Origin of the sequence: Cohnella sp. CFH 77786 (assembly GCF_019400745.1) — a bacterium.
Lineage (GTDB): Bacteria > Bacillota > Bacilli > Paenibacillales > Paenibacillaceae > Cohnella.
Genome location: NZ_WJIB01000002.1, coordinates 67096 through 85875 on the forward strand (window position 1 = coordinate 67096; position 18780 = coordinate 85875).

11 protein-coding genes are annotated in these 18780 nt (G+C 54.6%); 10 read left to right on the forward strand and 1 reads right to left on the reverse strand.

The genetic code is table 11. The features are described 5' to 3' along the window. Nucleotides 1-41: 41 nt before the first annotated feature. The 9 genes from GE107_RS03380 (at nucleotide 42) to GE107_RS03420 (ending at nucleotide 17351) form a co-directional block, all read left to right on the forward strand. Nucleotides 42-278, forward strand: coding sequence for a ferredoxin (locus tag GE107_RS03380; RefSeq protein WP_219638085.1), 237 nt, complete (start codon nucleotides 42-44; stop codon nucleotides 276-278). 181 nt (nucleotides 279-459) lie between these two features. After that, nucleotides 460-2331 (forward strand): CHASE2 domain-containing protein, encoded by a 1872-nt coding sequence (locus tag GE107_RS03385; protein ID WP_219638086.1) that lies wholly within the window; start codon nucleotides 460-462, stop codon nucleotides 2329-2331. A gap of 98 nt (nucleotides 2332-2429) precedes the next feature. Further along, complete coding sequence (locus GE107_RS03390) at nucleotides 2430-4007, forward strand: stalk domain-containing protein (protein WP_219638087.1); 1578 nt, start codon at nucleotides 2430-2432, stop codon at nucleotides 4005-4007. A gap of 164 nt (nucleotides 4008-4171) precedes the next feature. Continuing rightward, nucleotides 4172-7903: a cadherin-like beta sandwich domain-containing protein gene (locus tag GE107_RS03395; protein WP_255570203.1), complete on the forward strand. Its 3732-nt coding sequence runs from the start codon at nucleotides 4172-4174 to the stop codon at nucleotides 7901-7903. Between the two features lie 115 nt (nucleotides 7904-8018). Further along, the gene (locus GE107_RS03400; protein ID WP_219638089.1) at nucleotides 8019-12212 is read left to right on the forward strand and encodes an InlB B-repeat-containing protein; all 4194 of its coding nucleotides are present in this window, start codon (nucleotides 8019-8021) and stop codon (nucleotides 12210-12212) included. 135 nt (nucleotides 12213-12347) lie between these two features. Further along, the gene (locus GE107_RS03405) at nucleotides 12348-14912 is read left to right on the forward strand and encodes an ATP-binding protein (RefSeq protein WP_219638090.1); all 2565 of its coding nucleotides are present in this window, start codon (nucleotides 12348-12350) and stop codon (nucleotides 14910-14912) included. Then, nucleotides 14902-15432, forward strand: a complete 531-nt coding sequence (locus GE107_RS03410) for a chemotaxis protein CheX (protein ID WP_219638091.1) — start codon at nucleotides 14902-14904, stop codon at nucleotides 15430-15432. Before GE107_RS03405 ends, GE107_RS03410 begins: the two co-directional genes overlap by 11 nt. A 14-nt stretch (nucleotides 15433-15446) precedes the next feature. After that, nucleotides 15447-15815, forward strand: coding sequence for a response regulator (locus tag GE107_RS03415; protein WP_219638092.1), 369 nt, complete (start codon nucleotides 15447-15449; stop codon nucleotides 15813-15815). A gap of 57 nt (nucleotides 15816-15872) precedes the next feature. Next, nucleotides 15873-17351 carry a L,D-transpeptidase gene (locus tag GE107_RS03420; RefSeq protein ID WP_219638093.1) on the forward strand — a complete coding sequence of 493 codons (1479 nt, stop codon included), beginning with the start codon at nucleotides 15873-15875 and terminating at the stop codon, nucleotides 17349-17351. Here the strand turns inward: GE107_RS03420 and GE107_RS03425 are convergent. Next, nucleotides 17348-17488, reverse strand: coding sequence for a hypothetical protein (locus GE107_RS03425; RefSeq protein WP_219638094.1), 141 nt, complete (start codon nucleotides 17486-17488; stop codon nucleotides 17348-17350). The two genes, GE107_RS03420 and GE107_RS03425, sit on opposite strands and share 4 nt — an antisense overlap. Before the next feature lie 177 nt (nucleotides 17489-17665). On the opposite strand from GE107_RS03425, the gene GE107_RS03430 reads away from it, so the two are divergent. Further along, nucleotides 17666-18778, forward strand: coding sequence for a quinone-dependent dihydroorotate dehydrogenase (locus GE107_RS03430; protein WP_255570152.1), 1113 nt, complete (start codon nucleotides 17666-17668; stop codon nucleotides 18776-18778). Nucleotides 18779-18780 lie beyond the last annotated feature (2 nt).

The window sequence follows — 18780 nt, forward strand, 5'->3', positions numbered from 1 at the left end:
TGACACAGAAACCGACGGATCAGAATTTAGGAGGGTATCCGATGGCCAAGTTTACTTGGGTAGAGAAAGACACTTGCATCGCATGCGGCGCTTGCGGCGCAACGGCTCCCGACATTTACGATTACGACGATGAAGGCCTTGCCGAAGTCATTTTCAAGGGCGACGGCAACCACGGAAATACGGAAATTCCGGAAGATTTGTATGACGATCTGCAAGATGCGGCTGACGGCTGCCCGACCGATTCCATCAAAGTTGCGGACGCCCCTTTTAACAAGTAATAGGCTATGCGAACGAGAAACCCCCGCTTAGGTCTAACGACCCAGGCGGGGGTTTTTTGTCATATCGATTATGACTGTCGTCATGTTTCGTCATGATTTTACGTAATTTAAACAAAAATTTAAGATTGTAAGCTATAATCGAGAATGGGACTGGTACGATTTACATAGGCGGGGATAACCATTGCGGGAAAAAATTAAGCGGATTGCCATCGTTCTGAACGCGGTCGTTCTCATTGCGCTTGCTTTGATTTACCAAAGCCACTTTCTGCGCAGCATCGACAACCTGCTGCTCGATTACAACATGACCGAGGCCAAACAAGGTCATCCGGACGAGCACATCGTGGTGGTGGCGATCGACGACGAATCGCTTCAGGAGCTGGGCCGATTTCCCTGGGACCGCGCCGTCTATCCGCAATTTCTGGATATGATCAACCAGCCGGGCAGCGAGCCCAAGGCAATCGCGTTCGACGTCCTGTTCAACGAGGAATCGAACGCCGACAGCGATGCCGCATTCGCGGAAGGGCTTTCGCAATATAACAACGTGATCTTGCCGGTCGTCGGCAATACGGAAGGCGACGTCTTCAATACGATCACGGTCAATCCGAAGGAATGGCCTGAAGTCTACAGCCTCAGCAAGCCGATCCCGACGATCGCCGACCATGTCGAACTTGCGCATATCAACCGGGTGATCAGCAACGACGCGGTGATCCGACAGACGTGGCTGAAAATCCGGACGAAGGACGGAGAAGTCGTTCCTTCCCTCGCGTATCAAGCGGCCAAGATGTACGGAGCCGACCTGAGCCGGTATGACGCCTTGACGGACCCGAACTCCGAGCCCGGAAAGAAGTCGGCCCGAAATACGTTAACGATCGATTACCAGAACGTGACGAGCGATTTCCTCACCGTCGGCTTCAGCCGGGTGCTGAACGGGGAGATCGATCCGAGCGTGTTCAAGGACGCGATCGTGCTCGTCGGCTTTACGGCGGTCGGGTTATCCGACGACGCCGGGCAAGACTCGGGGACGACCCCGATCGAGAAGAACATGAAGCTCGTATACGTTCACGCGAATATCGTCGACCAGCTGCTGAAAGGGACGTTAGTGCATCATACGGCGGTTTGGATCGAAGTTTTGGCAGGGCTGTTGCTGTTCGCGCTGTTCATTCTCGTCCCTTGGCGAATGAAGAATATTTACTCGATTCTCGTTTTTCTGGCTGTGGTCGCAGGCATTCTGTTCGGCCAGTACTTGTACTATCAAGAGTCCACGACGGTCGTGAAGACGGCAGACGTGATCTTGGCGATCACGCTGGCTTACTTAACGAACGTTTCTCTCAAATCCTACTTGGAAAGCTCGCAGAAAAGCTTCGTAACCCGGCAATTCGGCCGATACATATCGCCCGATCTCGTCAAGCAAATCGTGGCGCAGGACATCGACATCAAGCTGGGCGGCGATTCCAAGAACATCACGATCCTGTTCCTGGACATCCGCGGGTTCACTCCGCTGTCCGAGAAGCTGACGCCGCCGGAGCTGGTCGATACGCTCAATACCATGTTCAACATGATCACCGAGACGACGCTTCGCAACCGCGGCACGATCGACAAATTCATCGGGGACGCGGCGATGATCCTGTTCAACGCGCCGCTCGACGTGGAGAATCACGCGGTCATGGCGGTCAAGACGGCTTACGAGATTCAGCAATCGATGAAAAAGATTCGCGACGAGATCTTGGAGAGATACGGCGTGGAGGTCAATGTCGGCATCGGGATCCATACCGGCAACGTCGTCGTCGGCAACATCGGCTCCTACCTGAGGGTCGACTACACGGCGATCGGAGACAACGTCAACATCGCGGCCCGGATCGAGTCGCAGACGAAGAAAGGGCAGATCCACGTATCGGAGCACGTGCATGAACTGGCAAAGGACTATTTCTCGTTCGATGAAGGAGAGGACCGGATGTTCAAGGGCAAATCCCATCCGATCCGCGTGTACGAGGTTTTGGGCAAGCTCGAAGGGGCTCGCGCGCTGGAAGAGGCTGCGGTTTCGAAGGCAGATTAAGCGAAACATACCGGTGTCAAGTTTCGAAAAATGAGAAGCAATGCGCAGATCCCCAATACATATTCTTATGAAAATAAACCATATGAAGGAGCCTTAACATGAAAAAACAGCTGAAAAACGTTACGTCTTTGACTTTGGGTCTTACGTTAGCGTTATCTTGGGCAACCTCTTCTTTCGCGGCGGCCGATACCGGTTGGACAACCTCTTCCAAGCTTTACGAGATTCGCACCTGGGCCGGGAAATCGGATTGGGGTCACGCGAACGGTTCGGTCAAAACGGCAAGTTTCTTCCATCCGCGCTCGGTAGTCGGCTTGCCGGACGGAAAACTGCTCGTAGCGGATAACGGCAATCATTTGCTCCGCACGTTGACTGCCGAGCAAGTGTCCGCTTACGCCGGTCTTACCCTGGGTGAAGACGACGCAGGATTGCCCATCGGCGCCTTCCATGACGCCGCTTTATCCACGGCCGCGTTTCAACAACCGTCCGGGTTGGCGATCGATTCGCAAGGCAACGTCTACGTTGCGGACACGGGCAACAACGCGATCCGCAAAATCAACAAAGAAGGCAAAGTCACCACGCTGGCCGGAAACGGCAAAATCGGCTTGACCAACGGAATCGGATCCGAGGTCACGTTCGATCATCCTTCGGACGTTGCCGTCGATGCAAGAGGCAACGTATACGTGGCGGATACGTTAAACCACGCCATCCGGAAAATCGCGGCGGCAGACGGTAGGGTCACGACTTTGACGGCTCCTTCCACCCGGGTGGTGGAATACTTCCCGGGGGCGGTAGAAGATGCAGGGGATTTTCTCGACGGTCCGATCGCAACCGCCAAGTTCAACGAACCGAGCGGCTTGGCAGTCGATGACAAGGGGAATTTGTACGTTAGCGACCGCGGAAATCAACGGATTCGCTACATCGATTTCTCTACCGGCCAAGTCACGACCGTAGCCGGCGGGGGCAATTACGGAAAGCAAGCCTCCTACGTGGAAGGCGATTACGTGGACGGCGCAGCATCCGTTTCGCGTTTCAACGCGCCGGAAGGGTTGACCGTCACTTCAGACGGCACCGTCGTCGTTGCGGACAGCTTGAATCATGCCATCCGTCTGATCAAATCAGGCCAGGTTACCACGCTCGCCGGAGTCGGAACCGAATTCGGGCAAACCGACGGCCTCACCGGGTCTGCCCAATTTAATCACCCGACGGACGTTACCGTATTGGCAGACGGAAGACTGGCGATTGCCGACGAGTACGGCAACAAAGTTCGCGTGCTGCAGAAATATGCCAAACCGGCCAACCTGCCGACTGGCACAATCCCTGTTTTGTTGAATGGCAAACTGCTATCTTCGGATGTTCCGGCACAAAACCGATCGAATTATATTTTTCTCCCGGTAAGAGCCGTTACGGAATCCTTGGGTTATACCGTGAAGAATAACAACAAGACGGGTGAAGCGTTCCTGACCAAGGGCGATGTTACGTTTACGGTTAAGAACGGCAGCAATACGGTCGTCAAATCGGTCAAAGGCGAGAAGACGACACTGACTTTGAACGCGGCTGCCTTTATCACGAGAGACCGCATGTTCCTTCCGGTGAGATTTTTCGCGGAGCAGAACGATTTGGACATCCAATGGGATAACGAGGCACGCATTGTCGTCATTCGAAACAAAACGTTCTAAGCCCCGCTATGAGTCAGGCGCCTGCTCATAGGCGCCTTTCTTTTCATTTTTGTGACGTCGATTACAGAAATGGTTGAAATAGGGGTTCTATAATCAAAATGAGGACAAGTCTATCCTGTCAGCATGAAAATTCATTCGTATACCGATGGAGGTATGTTCAATTGATGCTCCGAAAAGGACTCATGCCTTTCCTAGCCGTTCTTATCGCATTGTCTCCGTTTCTCGGGCTATTCTCGGGTCATGCCAGCGCCGCGACATCCCGCGTTGCCGTCATCAAATCCTTGACGGGTACCGTTCAAGTCAAGAAAGCCGGCGGTTCCAAACAGTTCAAAGCCTTCGCCAGAATGAGCCTGAACGAAGGAGATATTCTCACGACATCCGCGAGCAGCACCGCAGTGCTGCAATTCGCCAACGGTACTTCGGAAGATGACAAAATGTCCGTTGCGGCGAATACGACATTAACCTTCTCCAAGCTGTCGGACCGTAAAGGGACTCGCACGAAAGTCAGCATGTTTAACGGGGCGGCTTGGGTGGACGTCAAATCCATCGCCTCCAAAAACGATGAGTTTACGTTGGAAACGCCGACGGCCATCATGGGCGTGCGCGGCACGCACTTGCTCGTCAGCGTAGATCCGGTCTCCGGCTCGACACGATTGACCGTCGCTGCAGGTGTCGTCTCGACGCAAACGACGGATCAAGAAAACCCGGACAACCGCGATGTATACCCGACGCAAAATGCTTTGGTTTCCGAAGATTCTCTAGGCGATAAAGAAATCACGATTGCGCCGGTCGATCTTGAGATGCTGATGAAGCAGAGCGACAAATCGATCGTCGAAGCGATCGTCAGAGCCTCCGGCGAAATCGTGAAGGAGAACAAGGAGAAGCTTGGTCAGTATCTGGAGCAGTCCGGAACGCAAGGCACCGACGAATTGGCTCGGCAGAAAAGCAACGTGGAGAACCTGCTTGGCGCGATCGTCGATAACGCCGTCAAAGCCGGCTTGATCTCCCAGGACCGCGTCAATCAACTCGTCTCGGAAGCCCAGACTCAAACCGGAGTGGTCATAGACTTATCCAAGAAAGAGCTCCAACTCACAGACGAAGAGAAACGAAAGCAGGCGGAGCAACAGCTGAAGGAAGAGGAAGCACGGAAGTCGGCAGAAGAGCAGAAGAAGAAAGAAGCGGAACAACGAGCGAAGAACGAGGACCTGTTCAAGAGACTTGAAGCGGAACGCAAAGCGCAGGAAGAAGCCAATCGAAAAGCGTTAGAAGAGAAGAACAAAAAAGCGCTGATCGATTATGAGAGCCAGCTTTCCGATGCAGACAAGGCACGTTTTCAGGAAGACAACAAAAAACTTTCGGAGACAGCCGGTTCTGGTTCCGGTAACGGCGGTTCCGGTAACGGCGGTTCCAGTAACGGCGGTTCCGGTAACGGCGGTTCCGGCAGCAGTTCTCAAACCCCGTCTTTCATTAGCAGCTGGGCAACGACCGACGGGAGCGGCAATCCCATCCAGTGGACAAAGATGAATCTCCCTGATCCCGAACCGAGCGCCACCAGTTCTCATGAGTTTTTGCTAGCGAATGTTACAGAAGACGTACAAGATATCTACATGAGGTTGAACTTTGACCAAACGAAATATACGGCTAGGGTCTACTCTTTGTATAAAGGTATGAGTCTGAGTTCTCAAGCTACACGGCAACTAAACTCGGGCTACTCCGTTTCCCAACCTGCACTGGATCTAATGTCGAACGCCTTGACTGTGAACTCGGTTAGCGGAACATCAAGCGGCTGGTATTTCCCGTTCATGGAAGTGGCGACATGGAAAACCAGCGGATCAACGGATACGGTTCCGCTGCCTGTTAACGGACCAAACCTGTACGCATTGGTTCTCATTCCTAATTCGGTAGATGGAACATCGATCCCTCAAATCGCGTTTCTGAGCGTTCAGAAGGCGGTACTTCCATTCCATCTGGGATGGTATGCCGGTGGGAATACTCCCATCGTCCAAACCGGTCCGAGCAACTTCGTCACCAATCTGAATGATACGGTTTCCGAAGCGGGGATTTTCGCTTCTTCCTTATACGGTAATTACTTACTACCAATGAAATGGTCTGTTACTGGCGACAACGGATCCATCCTGAGCGATGTCAGTCAATACGATTACAATAAGAATTTCCTTTTAAAATGGAACTCGGATGAGAAACCCGGTATGACGAATATCAATTTCCACTTGGAAGACACGTTGCCAGACGTGAATGCGCAGTGGAAAGAAGATTATCAACTTGCGGTTTATAAAGGCAACACCGACAACCTTAAGTTAGCTGGTTTTGAAGTGAAATACACTGATAACCCGGTGGATTATGATGCATCAGTGGTCCAATACTTTGAGGATGATATTGCAGACCCGAAAATTTCGACCTTGTCGATTACGCCGAAGGCAATGCAAGGTCACTCGCTTAGCGATTATGACATCAAAATCTACCGGAACGGAACCCTCATTGCCGATCCATCGCATGCTCGTGTCGGTGCAGGCGCGAATGTTTATGATGTCGTAGTAAGGCCAAGTAACGGGAACAGTACGTCACCGTTGAATGTCTATCGCATCGTGATGAATAGAGAATATGCAACTCCGCAGTTGACTGACTTGAAGGTAAATAACGTTTCCATTTATTCAGCTGCCACGGATACTTTTGAAACCCATGTTCCCGCGGAGATGTCTACGGCTCGGATGAACTTTACGACGAACGATGTCCAAGGGAAATGGATCGTCTATAATTCCAATGGCGAGAAATTGGATGCGTCTGGAACGAATCAGTACGATCTTGATTTACAACAGGGTAGCAATAAATTCATCGTTTACAACACGAGTTCTAGTTACTCGCCCGGACGGAGCTTGTCCCTAGTGGAAGGATCTACCGAAATATATGGCGGTTATTATGAAGTTTATATTTACAAAGGCGTAAGCGCTGAGTTGCAATCGTTGTCTACAACCGGATTCGAGATCACCGGATTTAAACCAGATGTAGAAACGTACTCGGCTACCGTAACGGGTGCCACTTATTATGTGTCCGTGAAGCCCTTTGCAGCAGATAACACGGCATCGATTACCGTGAATGGGGTATCGGTTGCCAACAATACGGAGTCAGGTCCTATTCACGTAAACGTCGGATCGGAAAACATCATCACGATTCACGTATCGGCAGTGGACGGGAAAGAGATGACTTACTCGATACAAATGATTCGGGAAGCTTCAGGAGCTAACGGTTCCGAGGTCGACGGGATTTGGTTTAGCGAAGTCCCGGACTATGGATTTAGTCCGAGCGTTATGAACTACACCTTTACCGATGTAACGGCGACCGAGCTCCGTTTGAGAGTGGATCCCGCCTTTGCCAACTCGCCGATCTCTGTCGAGTATGACGATCAGATCGTTTCTGCATCTATTTCTGGTGAGTACACTTTACCTTTAACCACAACGGTTCATAAGCTGGAAGTGACTGTTTATTCGTCAGACTGGTCGAAACATGTAACTTATTATTACACAATCGATCGCCGCGGTTTTCTGGGAGCAGCAGGAGACGCGACTTTAAGCGAGATTAGCGGGACGGTTTCGTCCTCCCCGGATCTTTTCAACTTTGATTTTAGTCCGATCGTACTGAACTATTGGTACAGAGTTTCTGCTTCAGACCAAACCATTGTCTTTAAACCTGTAGCCGCCCACGGAACCGTGATAAAAGTCACCAATGGCAGTACGGATTATACAGGTACAAGGGATTCTTCAGGCAACTTCACCGTTCCGTTGAACTACGGCAATAACGCAGTCAAAGTAATCGTTGAATCCCAAGACCATAAAACGCTTGAATATACTTTCATGATTTTCCGCCCCACTCTTCCGACTTGATATTCAATTTTAGGCGTATCGACAACACGATACGCTTTTTTGTCGAAACCCTGTAGTGACAATTTTCGACCTAATGGTAGATAATAGAAAAAATAGTAGTTAGGGAGTGACGTTCATGACATTCCGCAAAAGTCTTATTCAATTTATGGCATTTATACTTGTCATATTGCCGTTTCTAGGCCATTTTTCGGGACAAGCATCTGCTGCCACTTCGCGCGTGGCCGTTATCAAAGAATTGAAGGGAACCGTGCAAGTCAAGAAAGCGGGAGGATCCAAGCAGTTCAAAGCATTTGCCAGAATGAGCCTGAACGAGGGCGATGTCTTGACGACCGGAGCAGGCAGCTCGGCCGTCCTGCAGTTCGCGAACGGAACGTCCGAAGACGATAAGATGTCCGTTTCCGCGAACACGACTCTTACTTTTTCCAAATTATCCGACCGTAAAGGAACGCGTACGAAGGTAAGCATGTTCAACGGTTCGGCTTGGGTCGACGTCAAATCGATCGCCACCAAAAACGACGAATTTACGTTGGAGACGCCGACCGCGATCATGGGGGTGCGGGGAACCCACTTGCTCGTGAGCGTAGATCCGGTTTCCGGCTCGACGTTTCTGACCGTTGCAGCCGGTGTCGTATCGACCCAGACGACAGACCATGACAACCCGGACCGGCGCGACGTGTACCCGACCGAAAACGCCTTGATCTCGGAAGATTCCCGAGGAGACAAGGAAATTACGATTGCTCCCGTCGATTTGGAGCTGCTGATGGACCAAAGCGACAAGTCGATCGTCGAAGCGATCGTGAGAGCGGCAGGGGAAATCATCAAAGAAAACAATCAGAAAATGGACCAATACATAGACCAATACGGTAACGACAGCTCGTCTGAACAAGAGCGCCGTAAGAAGAACATTGAAAACTTGCTCGGAGCCATTGTCGGCCAAGCCGTAGATTCCGGCGTGATCTCGCAAGAACGGGTGAATCAGCTCGTCAAAGAGGTTCAGGAGCAAACCGGTATCACCGTCGATTTGAAGAAGGATGAGCTTCAGCTCACGGACGAAGAGAGGCTCAAACAAGAAGAACAGAGGCGGAAAGAAGAGGAAGCGCGGAGAGCCGCGGAAGAGCGTAGAGCGAAAGAAGAGGAAGAGCGCGCGAAAAACGAGGAACTCCTCAAAAAGCTGGAAACGGAACGCAATGCACTTCATCAAGCGAACGAGTTAACGGAAGAGCAGAAGAAAGCCAAAGCATTGAGCGGCTACTTGAGCCAGCTTTCCGAAACGGAAAAAGAAAGATTCGAGCGGGATCAAGCCGCTTCGCAACCAAGCAGAAATCCGAGCGCAAATGGAAATCAAAGCTCCGGCTCGAGCTCGGACCCGAGCCCGAGCTCTGCTCCTTCAAACGACGCGACTTTGTCCGGTTTGTCCATGACAAACGCAAACGGAAACGTCTCCGTTGCGCTTAGTCCAACATTTGCTTCTGGAACGACGGATTATTCTACACGAGTAGCGAATAGCGTTGACTCGGTAAAACTGATGCTGACGGCAAACGAATCGCACGCGACGATTAAGGTAAACGGCGCAGCCGTTCAAAGCGGCTTAAATAGCAGTGCGATCAATTTGAATGTAGGCAGCAATACGATTTCGATTGTTGTCACGGCGCAAAACGGCACAACGAAAACCTATACCGTAAAGGTCACACGGGTTGATTTGCAAACGGCAGGTTCAGGATCTCCAATTACGGTATCGAACGATCCTGTCAGCATTTTCGTCCCAGCGAATGTAACGGATGCCTCGATTGCCGTTTCAACGACTATGATAGGTGATAGGAAGACCGCGACTCTTCCTTTGGTCGAAGTACAGGCATCCACCTCCCTCGGTGAAATAGGTCTGACGATTCCAGCCGGAACGATGGTTTCCGGTCCTGCCGGCTGGGACGGCATCATCCAACTGCCCCGGTTATTAGCTGCCGCCAGCGTACCGGTCACGGGCGGCAACGTAAGCGCCGTTATCGAGGTTGGTTCATCGAATGATTCGCTGATTTTCGACAAGGCGGTGCGTTTGCTGATTCCTGGGCAAGGCGGTAAATCGGCTGGATTTGTGCGAGCTGGCCAATTCAATGAGATCACGACAACACTTACTGCAGATTCGCAGGCTGTCGCGGACGGAATTGGCAATGGTGGAGACGCTAAGATCACGGCAGGAAGCGATCTGGCGATCTGGACAAAGCATTTTACGCAATTCGTCAGCTATACTCCTATCGTCTCTATCCCGAAATACAAGGTAACCTTCGAAAGCAACGGCGGTTCGGCAATTGAGAGCCAAACGGTGAACCATGGGGGGATCGCCATGGAGCCGACCGCTCCGACGAAGTCAGGCTATTCGTTCGCGGGCTGGTATCAAGATACGGAATTGACGATCCCATTCATCTTCTCCATGACGCCGATCACCGGTACCATCACGCTTTATGCAAAATGGACGAAGAACAGCTACACGGTAACCTTCGAAAGCAACGGCGGTTCAGTGATTGAGAGCCAGACGGTGAACCATGGGGGGATCGCCGTGGAGCCGACCGCTCCGACGAAGTCAGGCTATTCGTTCGCGGGCTGGTATCAAGATATAGAACTGACGATCCCGTTCGTCTTCTCTACGACACCGATCACCGGCAACATCACGCTTTATGCGAAATGGATGGCGGAGGGGACTTGGGGCGTGTTAAGCTCCATCAACATGCAATACTACGACCCAACCGCAACGGGAGGATTCCGTACGGTTGGACCGGACATGCTTGCGTTTGATCCGGTTCAATTGGCATATCCCTCGTTTAACGTACCCGCCAACGGACTGCTCATGAAAGTGAAACCCGTGGCGCAAGCCGGTTCCGTCATTCGCTCCGTTGCCGTAAACGGCACGACGGTAAGTCCGGATACGGAAGGGATATACGGGCTTTCCTTGAGTCAGATTTCCAATTCTATTACGGTCGGCGTCCGGTTATCCACCGATCCGACGAATAGCAGTCTCGTCTATTATACGTTCCAGGTTTATCGGTCTATATTGCCGGACGGCTTGACGGATTGGACGACCAGAAACGATACCGAAGCATACGTTGAGTGGGAACCGAGCGGAGTCAACACGTTCCAGTCCGTTTTACAAAACTATTCGGAAGAGCTTACTTTGGATTTGTACGGGATCGATTCGGCTGTCGTCAACTATGAAGGCGGCACTGTTAACTCCGTGCCTTATTCCGACAGACAAAGGCTGGTTCTTAGCAATCTGCCAACCGGAATCGTTTACTTATCTTTAACGATGTACGACACGGATCATAACGTCATCGGCGCGCCTCAGACCCTTATCCTTCAAAACGGCATTTTGCCGAAAGGCATTGCGGAGTGGTATGCGGTAGTCGACGGAGCCGATGTAATGTGGCACAAAGTGAAAGACAGCGACCGGTACTATGTTTCCGTCACGGAAGCTACGTATGAACCGGAGAATTTCAAACTCAAGCTTCTCTTCCAGGATAGTTCAACGACTAGCGCAAGCTTGTACCGCTCCGACGGAACGCTTCTTGGTGAATTGAGAGGGGAAGGTTGGCTGTATCAACCGATCGGTTTGGACGAGGGCGTCAATCATTTCGTTCTTAAAACCGTCGTGAGCGGACAAACATACATGACCGACCTGGTCGTGGTTCGGGACGATACAGAACCAGTATTATACGACAATACCACTTTCGTGAATCTTAAGGATATTTCCGGGGAAGTGCCAGTCCCTCTTTCACTGAATGTAGTAGGTTCCCAGTACTCTGCACAAGTGAACACGAACAAATTGGCTCTCTCGTTCACCGGCTACCCGTCCGAAGATATCATCCTAACCTTAAACGGAATAAGGTTGATGAACGATAGCGGAACCTTTAATCTGACGGATCACTTGAACCCAGGTTTGAATATGCTGGTCGCTACCGTTTACTCCAACTACTCTTTCAAAGTAGAGGGGTACAATTATTATTTTTTCTTGGATTACGTGCCTGATGATTTGAAATTAACGGAGTTGCAGGGGGCTACGGTCACCGAACATCCGTCCATTTACCAATCGAACATCGGTTTATCCGAAAACACGGTCACGATCAAACCCGTAACCGCGAATCCCTCGGCAACGGTTAGCGTGATGGCAGATGGAGAAACCGTTATCGCGAAGCCCGACGGATCATACGATATTCATGTTCCGCCTGGACTCACTTACTTCGGTGTGATCGTGAAAGTGCAGTATGGCGGTCAGGAGATCTATTATAACCTGGAAGTTTACCGTTATGGAGGAGGGGTATAAATCTAAGTATTTCTTCAGTCATGCAGAAGCGTATCGCCGATCGGCGATACGCTTTTTTGTCGAAAATAGATGACAGAATTCGACAATCTGATGGATAATAGTGGAGTGTAACCATGACCCCACCGGAGGCCCTCGATGTCCCACGCCCGCAAACGCAGAAGCTTCACGACCGAGCTGCTCGTCTGGATTTTGCTATTCGTCGTCATTCCCGTAATGGGATTTCAAATCTATTCCTACTTCAGCAGCTTCGATCATTTGGAGCGGTTGGAGCGGGAGAAGGCCCTGGCAACGAGCCGGTCGGCCGCGAAAGCGATCGAGAACCTGGGCGAGTCGATCCTCGGCATCACGGTGACGAACGCCTACTGGGAAGTGAACCGGGAAGCGATTGAAAAACGGGACATCCAGTGGTTGAAAGAAAATGTCGCCGACATGCCGGATATCGTGCCCAATATCGACTTCGTGGCCGAAGCGGACTTAAACGGAAACATTCTCGTACAAGCCGGCGGCGTGAAGGAATTCCAGAACAAGGTCGCCTATCCCGTTATCATGGACCGATTCACCGCAGTCGGACAGTTTTTCGGCATCTTGAACACCTCCCGGGGACTGGCGGCAGTCGCCGTGGCGCCGGTCACGAACGAGGAGAGAACGAAGCCTCCGCTCGGCATGCTGATTACGGGCAGGCTGCTGACGGGAGACATTCTGAAGTCCCTCTCGGCGATGCTTCAGGCCGATCTATCCATCCTGACAGACGCCGGTCAATCCATTTCCTCACCGAACGGCTTTAACCGATCCGAACTTATGCCACTGTATTCCCAATTCGTTCGCGGCGGCGGCGGCGAGTCCTTCGACATGGCTCGAGACGGCGGGACGTATAGGATGAGATACGCCGCCCCGCTGAGAGATATGGCCGGCGGGATCGTCGGCATCCTGCATATCCAATACGCGTCCGTTTCCGCGTCACAGACGGCGGATGACCAACGAACGCTCATGATCTACGTCGCCGCCATTCTGACTTTGCTCGTCACCCTCGTGATCTATCTGCTCCGGCGCCGCATCGTGCTGCCTCTTCGGCAGTTTACGCAATCGCTTCAGGAAGTGGCCGCTGGCAAGCAAATCGACGAGATTCCCAAACACGTCCTTCAAGCGGAAGCGGAAATCGTCCGGGCATTCCAGCAGATCATCCAATGGAATCGCCTGCTCGAACAAACCGTGGAGCGCAGAACCGCGGAAATCCGCAGCCTTCTGGATCACGCGCGCCAAGGATTCCTGTCTTTCGGCCCCGATCTGCGCGTCAAGGACGAATTCAGCGCCGAGTGCGTGCGGCTGTTCGGCCGCGAACCGGCAGGCCTTGCGATTCAGAATCTGCTGTACCCGGACGATCCGGAAGAGAACCGGCTGCTCAGGTCCATTCTGACGGACTATTATGGGGAACGGACGCCGCTCGCGAAGGAGCTCATTTTCTCGTTGCTTCCGAATGAGGTCAAGATCGGCAACCGCACGGCCAAAATCGAGTTCGTCCCGCTCCAAGACGGCCGCGGGGATGACGGAGCCGCCGCCCATTCGATCATGGCGATCCTGACCGATTTAACGGAAACGCGTCAGTTGGAGGACCGGATGCAGCAGGAGAGGCGGATTCTGAAAATGGTGGTTCAGTCCGTTACGCATCCGGAGGATTTCGCGCACGTGCTGCGGGATTTCGAGAGCTTCCGGACGACGGAAATATGGGAGAGGACGGCTCCGGACGAATCGCCTCAAGAGAAGGCGGCTTCTCTCTACCGGACGGTCCACACGTTCAAGGGCAGCTTCTCCTTCCTTCAATTCCTGCACATCGTGCCACAGCTGCACGGGCTGGAGTCGGGTTTGCAGGAACGGATGGGAGATCCCGGGCTTACGTTTGAAGCGCTCTACGGTTATCTGCGCGAGCAGGGGCTGGAGAAGTGGCTGGAGGCGGATCTGGAACAGCTGCGTTCCGTATTGGGCCCGTCTTACCCCTCGTTGCTGTCGGAAGAAGGCGTGAAGCTTGACCGAAGGCAATGGAACGAAATCGAAGCCGTGCTTGACCGTACGCTGATCTCCCCGGAAGACCGAGAATGGTTGCAAGAATTCCGCAGATGGCGTTTCCGTCCGGCGAGCACTTTGTTCCGTCCCTATGCCGCCTATTTGGAGGATCTGGCGGCCCGAACCGGCGTCCGGTTGCACCCGGTCGAGCTGCGGGGGGACGACGTTCCGGTCGATCCCGACCGGCTGTACGGTTTCGCAAGAGCTTTCGTGCATGTCGTCCGGAACGCGGTCGTGCACGGGATCGAGCCGCCGGAGGAACGGATCGCGTGCGGCAAGGAGGAGTACGGCACGGTTTCCTTTGCCATCGAGAGGACTCCAGATGACCTTCGTATCTTATTCGGGGACGACGGAAGAGGGATCGATCCCGAATCGCTCAGGGCCCAAGGCGCGAAACGCGGCATCTCTACCGATCATCTTACGGACGAAGAAGCGTTGCGGCTGATTTTCGAGGAGCGGATGTCCACGGCCCGCGAAGTGAGCGAATGGAGCGGACGCGGCGTCGGCCTCTCGGTCGTGAAAGACGAGGTCGATCGGCTGGGCGGCAACATCGAAATCCGAACGGCGAAGGGATCGGGCACCGTGTTTATTTTCCGGATTCCGAACGATACCGAGAAAGGAGCGGATCGCATTGGCGCTTGATTCCAAGGACGGGTTGCCGGACCTGTTTCCATCGCTGCTGGCAGCCGCGGAGCGTTATATGGAGCATTTGGGGTTAGCCGGCTTCAGGCGGCTGGATGCGCAGGAATCCGGTCCGAGCGAGCTGGAGCTGGAGGACGTGACGGCTTTCATCCAAGTGAGCGGCGGCATTCAAGGGGGATACCTGCTCTCCGTCGACCATGGCTTGTCGTGCCAGCTGGCCAAGCTGTTCATGGTGGATGAGATCGACGAGGAAGAGGCGAGCCAGTACGCGTCGGAGGTCGTCGCCGAGGTGGCGAATATCGTGACCGCGCACTCGCTCAAGGACCATGAGGATCGGGAGATTCTGCTCGGCAACCCGCTGATGATCCTATCCCGCGACATGGGGATGCGGGCCGGCTTCTATCAATCCCAGACGTATGCCGCGCCGGGAGGCCGATGCCGCCTGATTTGCATTCCGAAAATGGACAAAACCGAGCTGGCGAGCATCGTGACCGTTCGCACGGATGGCGAAGAGAGATAACGGGAGGGAAACGGATGGCGAAAATCATGGTGGTCGACGACTCGGGCGTGATGAGGAAAAACATCCGCGCGATTCTCGAACGGGCGGGTCACGAGGTGGTGGGGGAAGCGGCGGATGGCCGGGAAGTGCTGCAACACTATATTTTCCACACCCCGGACGTCGTGACGATGGATATCAGCATGCCTCATCTGGACGGAATCGAAGCCTTGAGGGGGCTGCTTAAGGTTTTTCCCGAAGCGAAGGTCGTCATCGTCAGCGCCATGGGCCAGAAAGCCCAAGTGCTCGAAGCGATCAAAAGCGGAGCCAAATCCTATCTGGTCAAACCGATCGAAGGCCCCGTATTGCTCGGCACGATTCAGAAAGTGTTGCAGGCGGACAAGTAAACCTCCGGGCCTCGGGCTCCGATATAAATAGGGAGTACCCGGGAGGAGGTGGCCGGCTTGAATGGGGATGACCGTCTGGAGCGGCGGCTCAAGGAGTTTTACGACCAGGTGCCGGATATTGAGGATGCGCTGCCCTTCAAGGATTACCTGATTAAACACGAAGACAGCCGGATGGCGTGGTATTTGCTGGGGAAGCAGTACGAATCCAAAGGTCAGGAGGCCAAGGCGCGATATTGCTTCGGCCAAGCCGGGGAAATCTACGAAGCCTTCGAAAATAAAACCGCACCCGTGACCCCAAATGGGACGATGACCGGGCCGCTCTCCAAACGGAGAAGCAGGCGCTTGCTCGCGGCGGGCGGAGCGGCATTGCTGGTTGCGGCGGGGGTGCTCTTCTATGCCGGTCAAGCGGCGGCTCCGGATCGCGAACGCAAACCGTCGGAGTCGGCGGCGTTGCCGGCAGCGGAAGCGGAGGCGGGTACCGCGGATGAAGCCTCGGCGGAACCGGGCGTTCCGTCACCGGCCGGGAACCGGAGCGGCGCCGGTTACGATCTGATCGCCGGAGCGGCGGAGCCGGACGGGGAGGGCTCGCGGATCTTCGCGCAGCTGGCGGCCCGGACCGGCAAATCCGATTCCCTCCTGATCCGGTCCCCCCGGATCGGACAATGGACCGATTGGGTCCGCGCCGGAACCCCCGTGGCCAGCTTGTCTGCCGGCACGGCTCCGGGATCGGCCGTGCTTCTCTGGCATGACCCCAAATGGTGCGCCTGCCAAGCCTCGGACGGGAACGAAGCGATGCACGCCGTCGAAGCCTGGAAGCCGGCACAGGAAGCGAAGCTGCTGCTTCGATCCGCGATGGAGAGTTACCGGAGCCGGACGGGACGATGGCCGGCGGAACCGGAATCGCTCGCGGGCGCCTACCCGGACAATACCGTGGCCGGATGGACGGACGAGATGACGCAGTGGTTCGATGAGCTCAAGGGCGTTCTCGATAACAAGAAGGATGGCAAAATCCCGACGACGGCCGGTTGGCCGGAGCGGCCGGCACCCGGCTCTCCGTCCGGCACGCCTGCCGGGCAGCTCGCTCCGCTCGTTGCCGAACCCATGCAAATCCTCGTGGACAAGACGAATCACCGGCTCGCGGTGGTCAGCGGCAACGTACTGGTGCGGAATTACGCGGTGGGTTTGGGCGGAGACAAGACGCCGGAGGGGCGATTCGTCATCTCGGAGAAGGTCCGCGATCCGAACGGCAAGCCTGCGGGGGTGTTCGGATCGCGCGGCATGACGCTCTCGGACACGCGTTACGGCATCCATGGAACGAACGAGCCGGACAGCATCGGCAAGGACGAATCGCAGGGCTGCATCCGGATGGCCAAGGACGATATCGAGGAGCTGTATGACCTCGTACCCATGGGAACGCCGGTGACGATAACCAAAGGGGGCTTGCCGTCCGAGACGCGCGTGCCGGCGAAGCGTTTCCGGCTGCCTGCGGCGCAGGACGAGACAAACCCCCGCAAAATCTACGATTGGTTGAATTAGATGTTAAGCGCCAGCATGACGCCTACGGCGACGACGATCACGCCGAATGCGACGCCGATCCAGATCAGCGCTTTTTTGTTCACCTGCTCCGGTTGTTTGGCGCGCGTGACGGGCGGTTTCTTTTTCGCATGGCTCATGTTCTTCCTCAACCTTTCCAACGTAATTAGGGTTGTATGCCCTCATTGTAACCGTTTTCCTCGTAAAATGCCAGATCAAGGGCGAATGGCGCGAGTTGGTCGGGCCTTCCGCCCTTTTCTTTTTGCCCGGAAAAGGCTAAACTGGTACCCGAAAGGTCAGAAAGGATGTCGAATTCATTGCTCTATCGGATCGCCAAACCGCTGCTGTTTCGAATGGACCCGGAATCGGCCCATCACTTGATCGTCGACGGCATGGGCGCCGCCGCGCGCGTTCCCGGCGCCTTGCCGCTGTTGTCCGCCGCTTGGGGAGTCGGGGAATCGCCCGAACTGGCGGTGGATTTGTTCGGCCTGCATTTTGCCCATCCCGTGGGTCTCGCGGCCGGACTGGACAAGAACGCCAAAGCGGTCGCCGGATTTTCCCGCATCGGCCTGTCTTTCATGGAAGTCGGCACCGTCACCCCGTTGGGCCAGCCGGGCAACGAGACGCCGAGGCTGTTCCGGCTGCCTCCGGACGAAGCGCTCATCAACCGGATGGGCTTCAATAACGAAGGGGCGGACGCCATGGCGGAGCGCCTTGCGCGACTCAAGCGCCGGCGTATTCCGCTCGCCGTCAACATCGGCAAAAACAAGGCGACGCCGAACGAGAAGGCCGCGGACGATTACCGGGCCTGCCTCCGGAAGCTGTATCCGTACGGGGATTTCTTCGTCGTGAATATCAGCTCGCCCAACACGCCCGATTTGCGCGCGCTGCAGCATGGGGACGAGCTTGCCCTGCTTCTCGCCGCGGTGAAGGACGAAATGATCGTCCAGGCGGAGCGTCACGGGGATGCTCCGAAGCCCATTCTGGTGAAAATCGCCCCGGACAACACGGACGAGCAGCTCCGCTACATGGCGGCCGCGATCGTGCAAAGCGGCATGTCGGGCATCATCGCCACGAACACGACGGTCGGGCGGGAAGGACTGACCCACCCGCACGCCGAACAGACCGGCGGTTTAAGCGGACGGCCGCTGACGAAGAGATCGACGGAAATCATTCGCTCGCTCTATGCCATCACCGAAGGGAAAATGCCGATCATCGGTTCCGGCGGCATTTTCGACGCGGACGACGCCTATGACAAGATCCGTGCGGGAGCCAGCCTCGTCGAAGTGTACACGGCTCTGATCTACCGGGGCCCCGGCCTGCTTCGCAGCCTGCATAAAGGACTCCGCGAGAGGCTGGAGCGGGACGGGTTCACCCGGATCACGCAAGCGGTCGGAGCCGATCATCGGAGTTCGCCAGTCAGGAGGTAGAA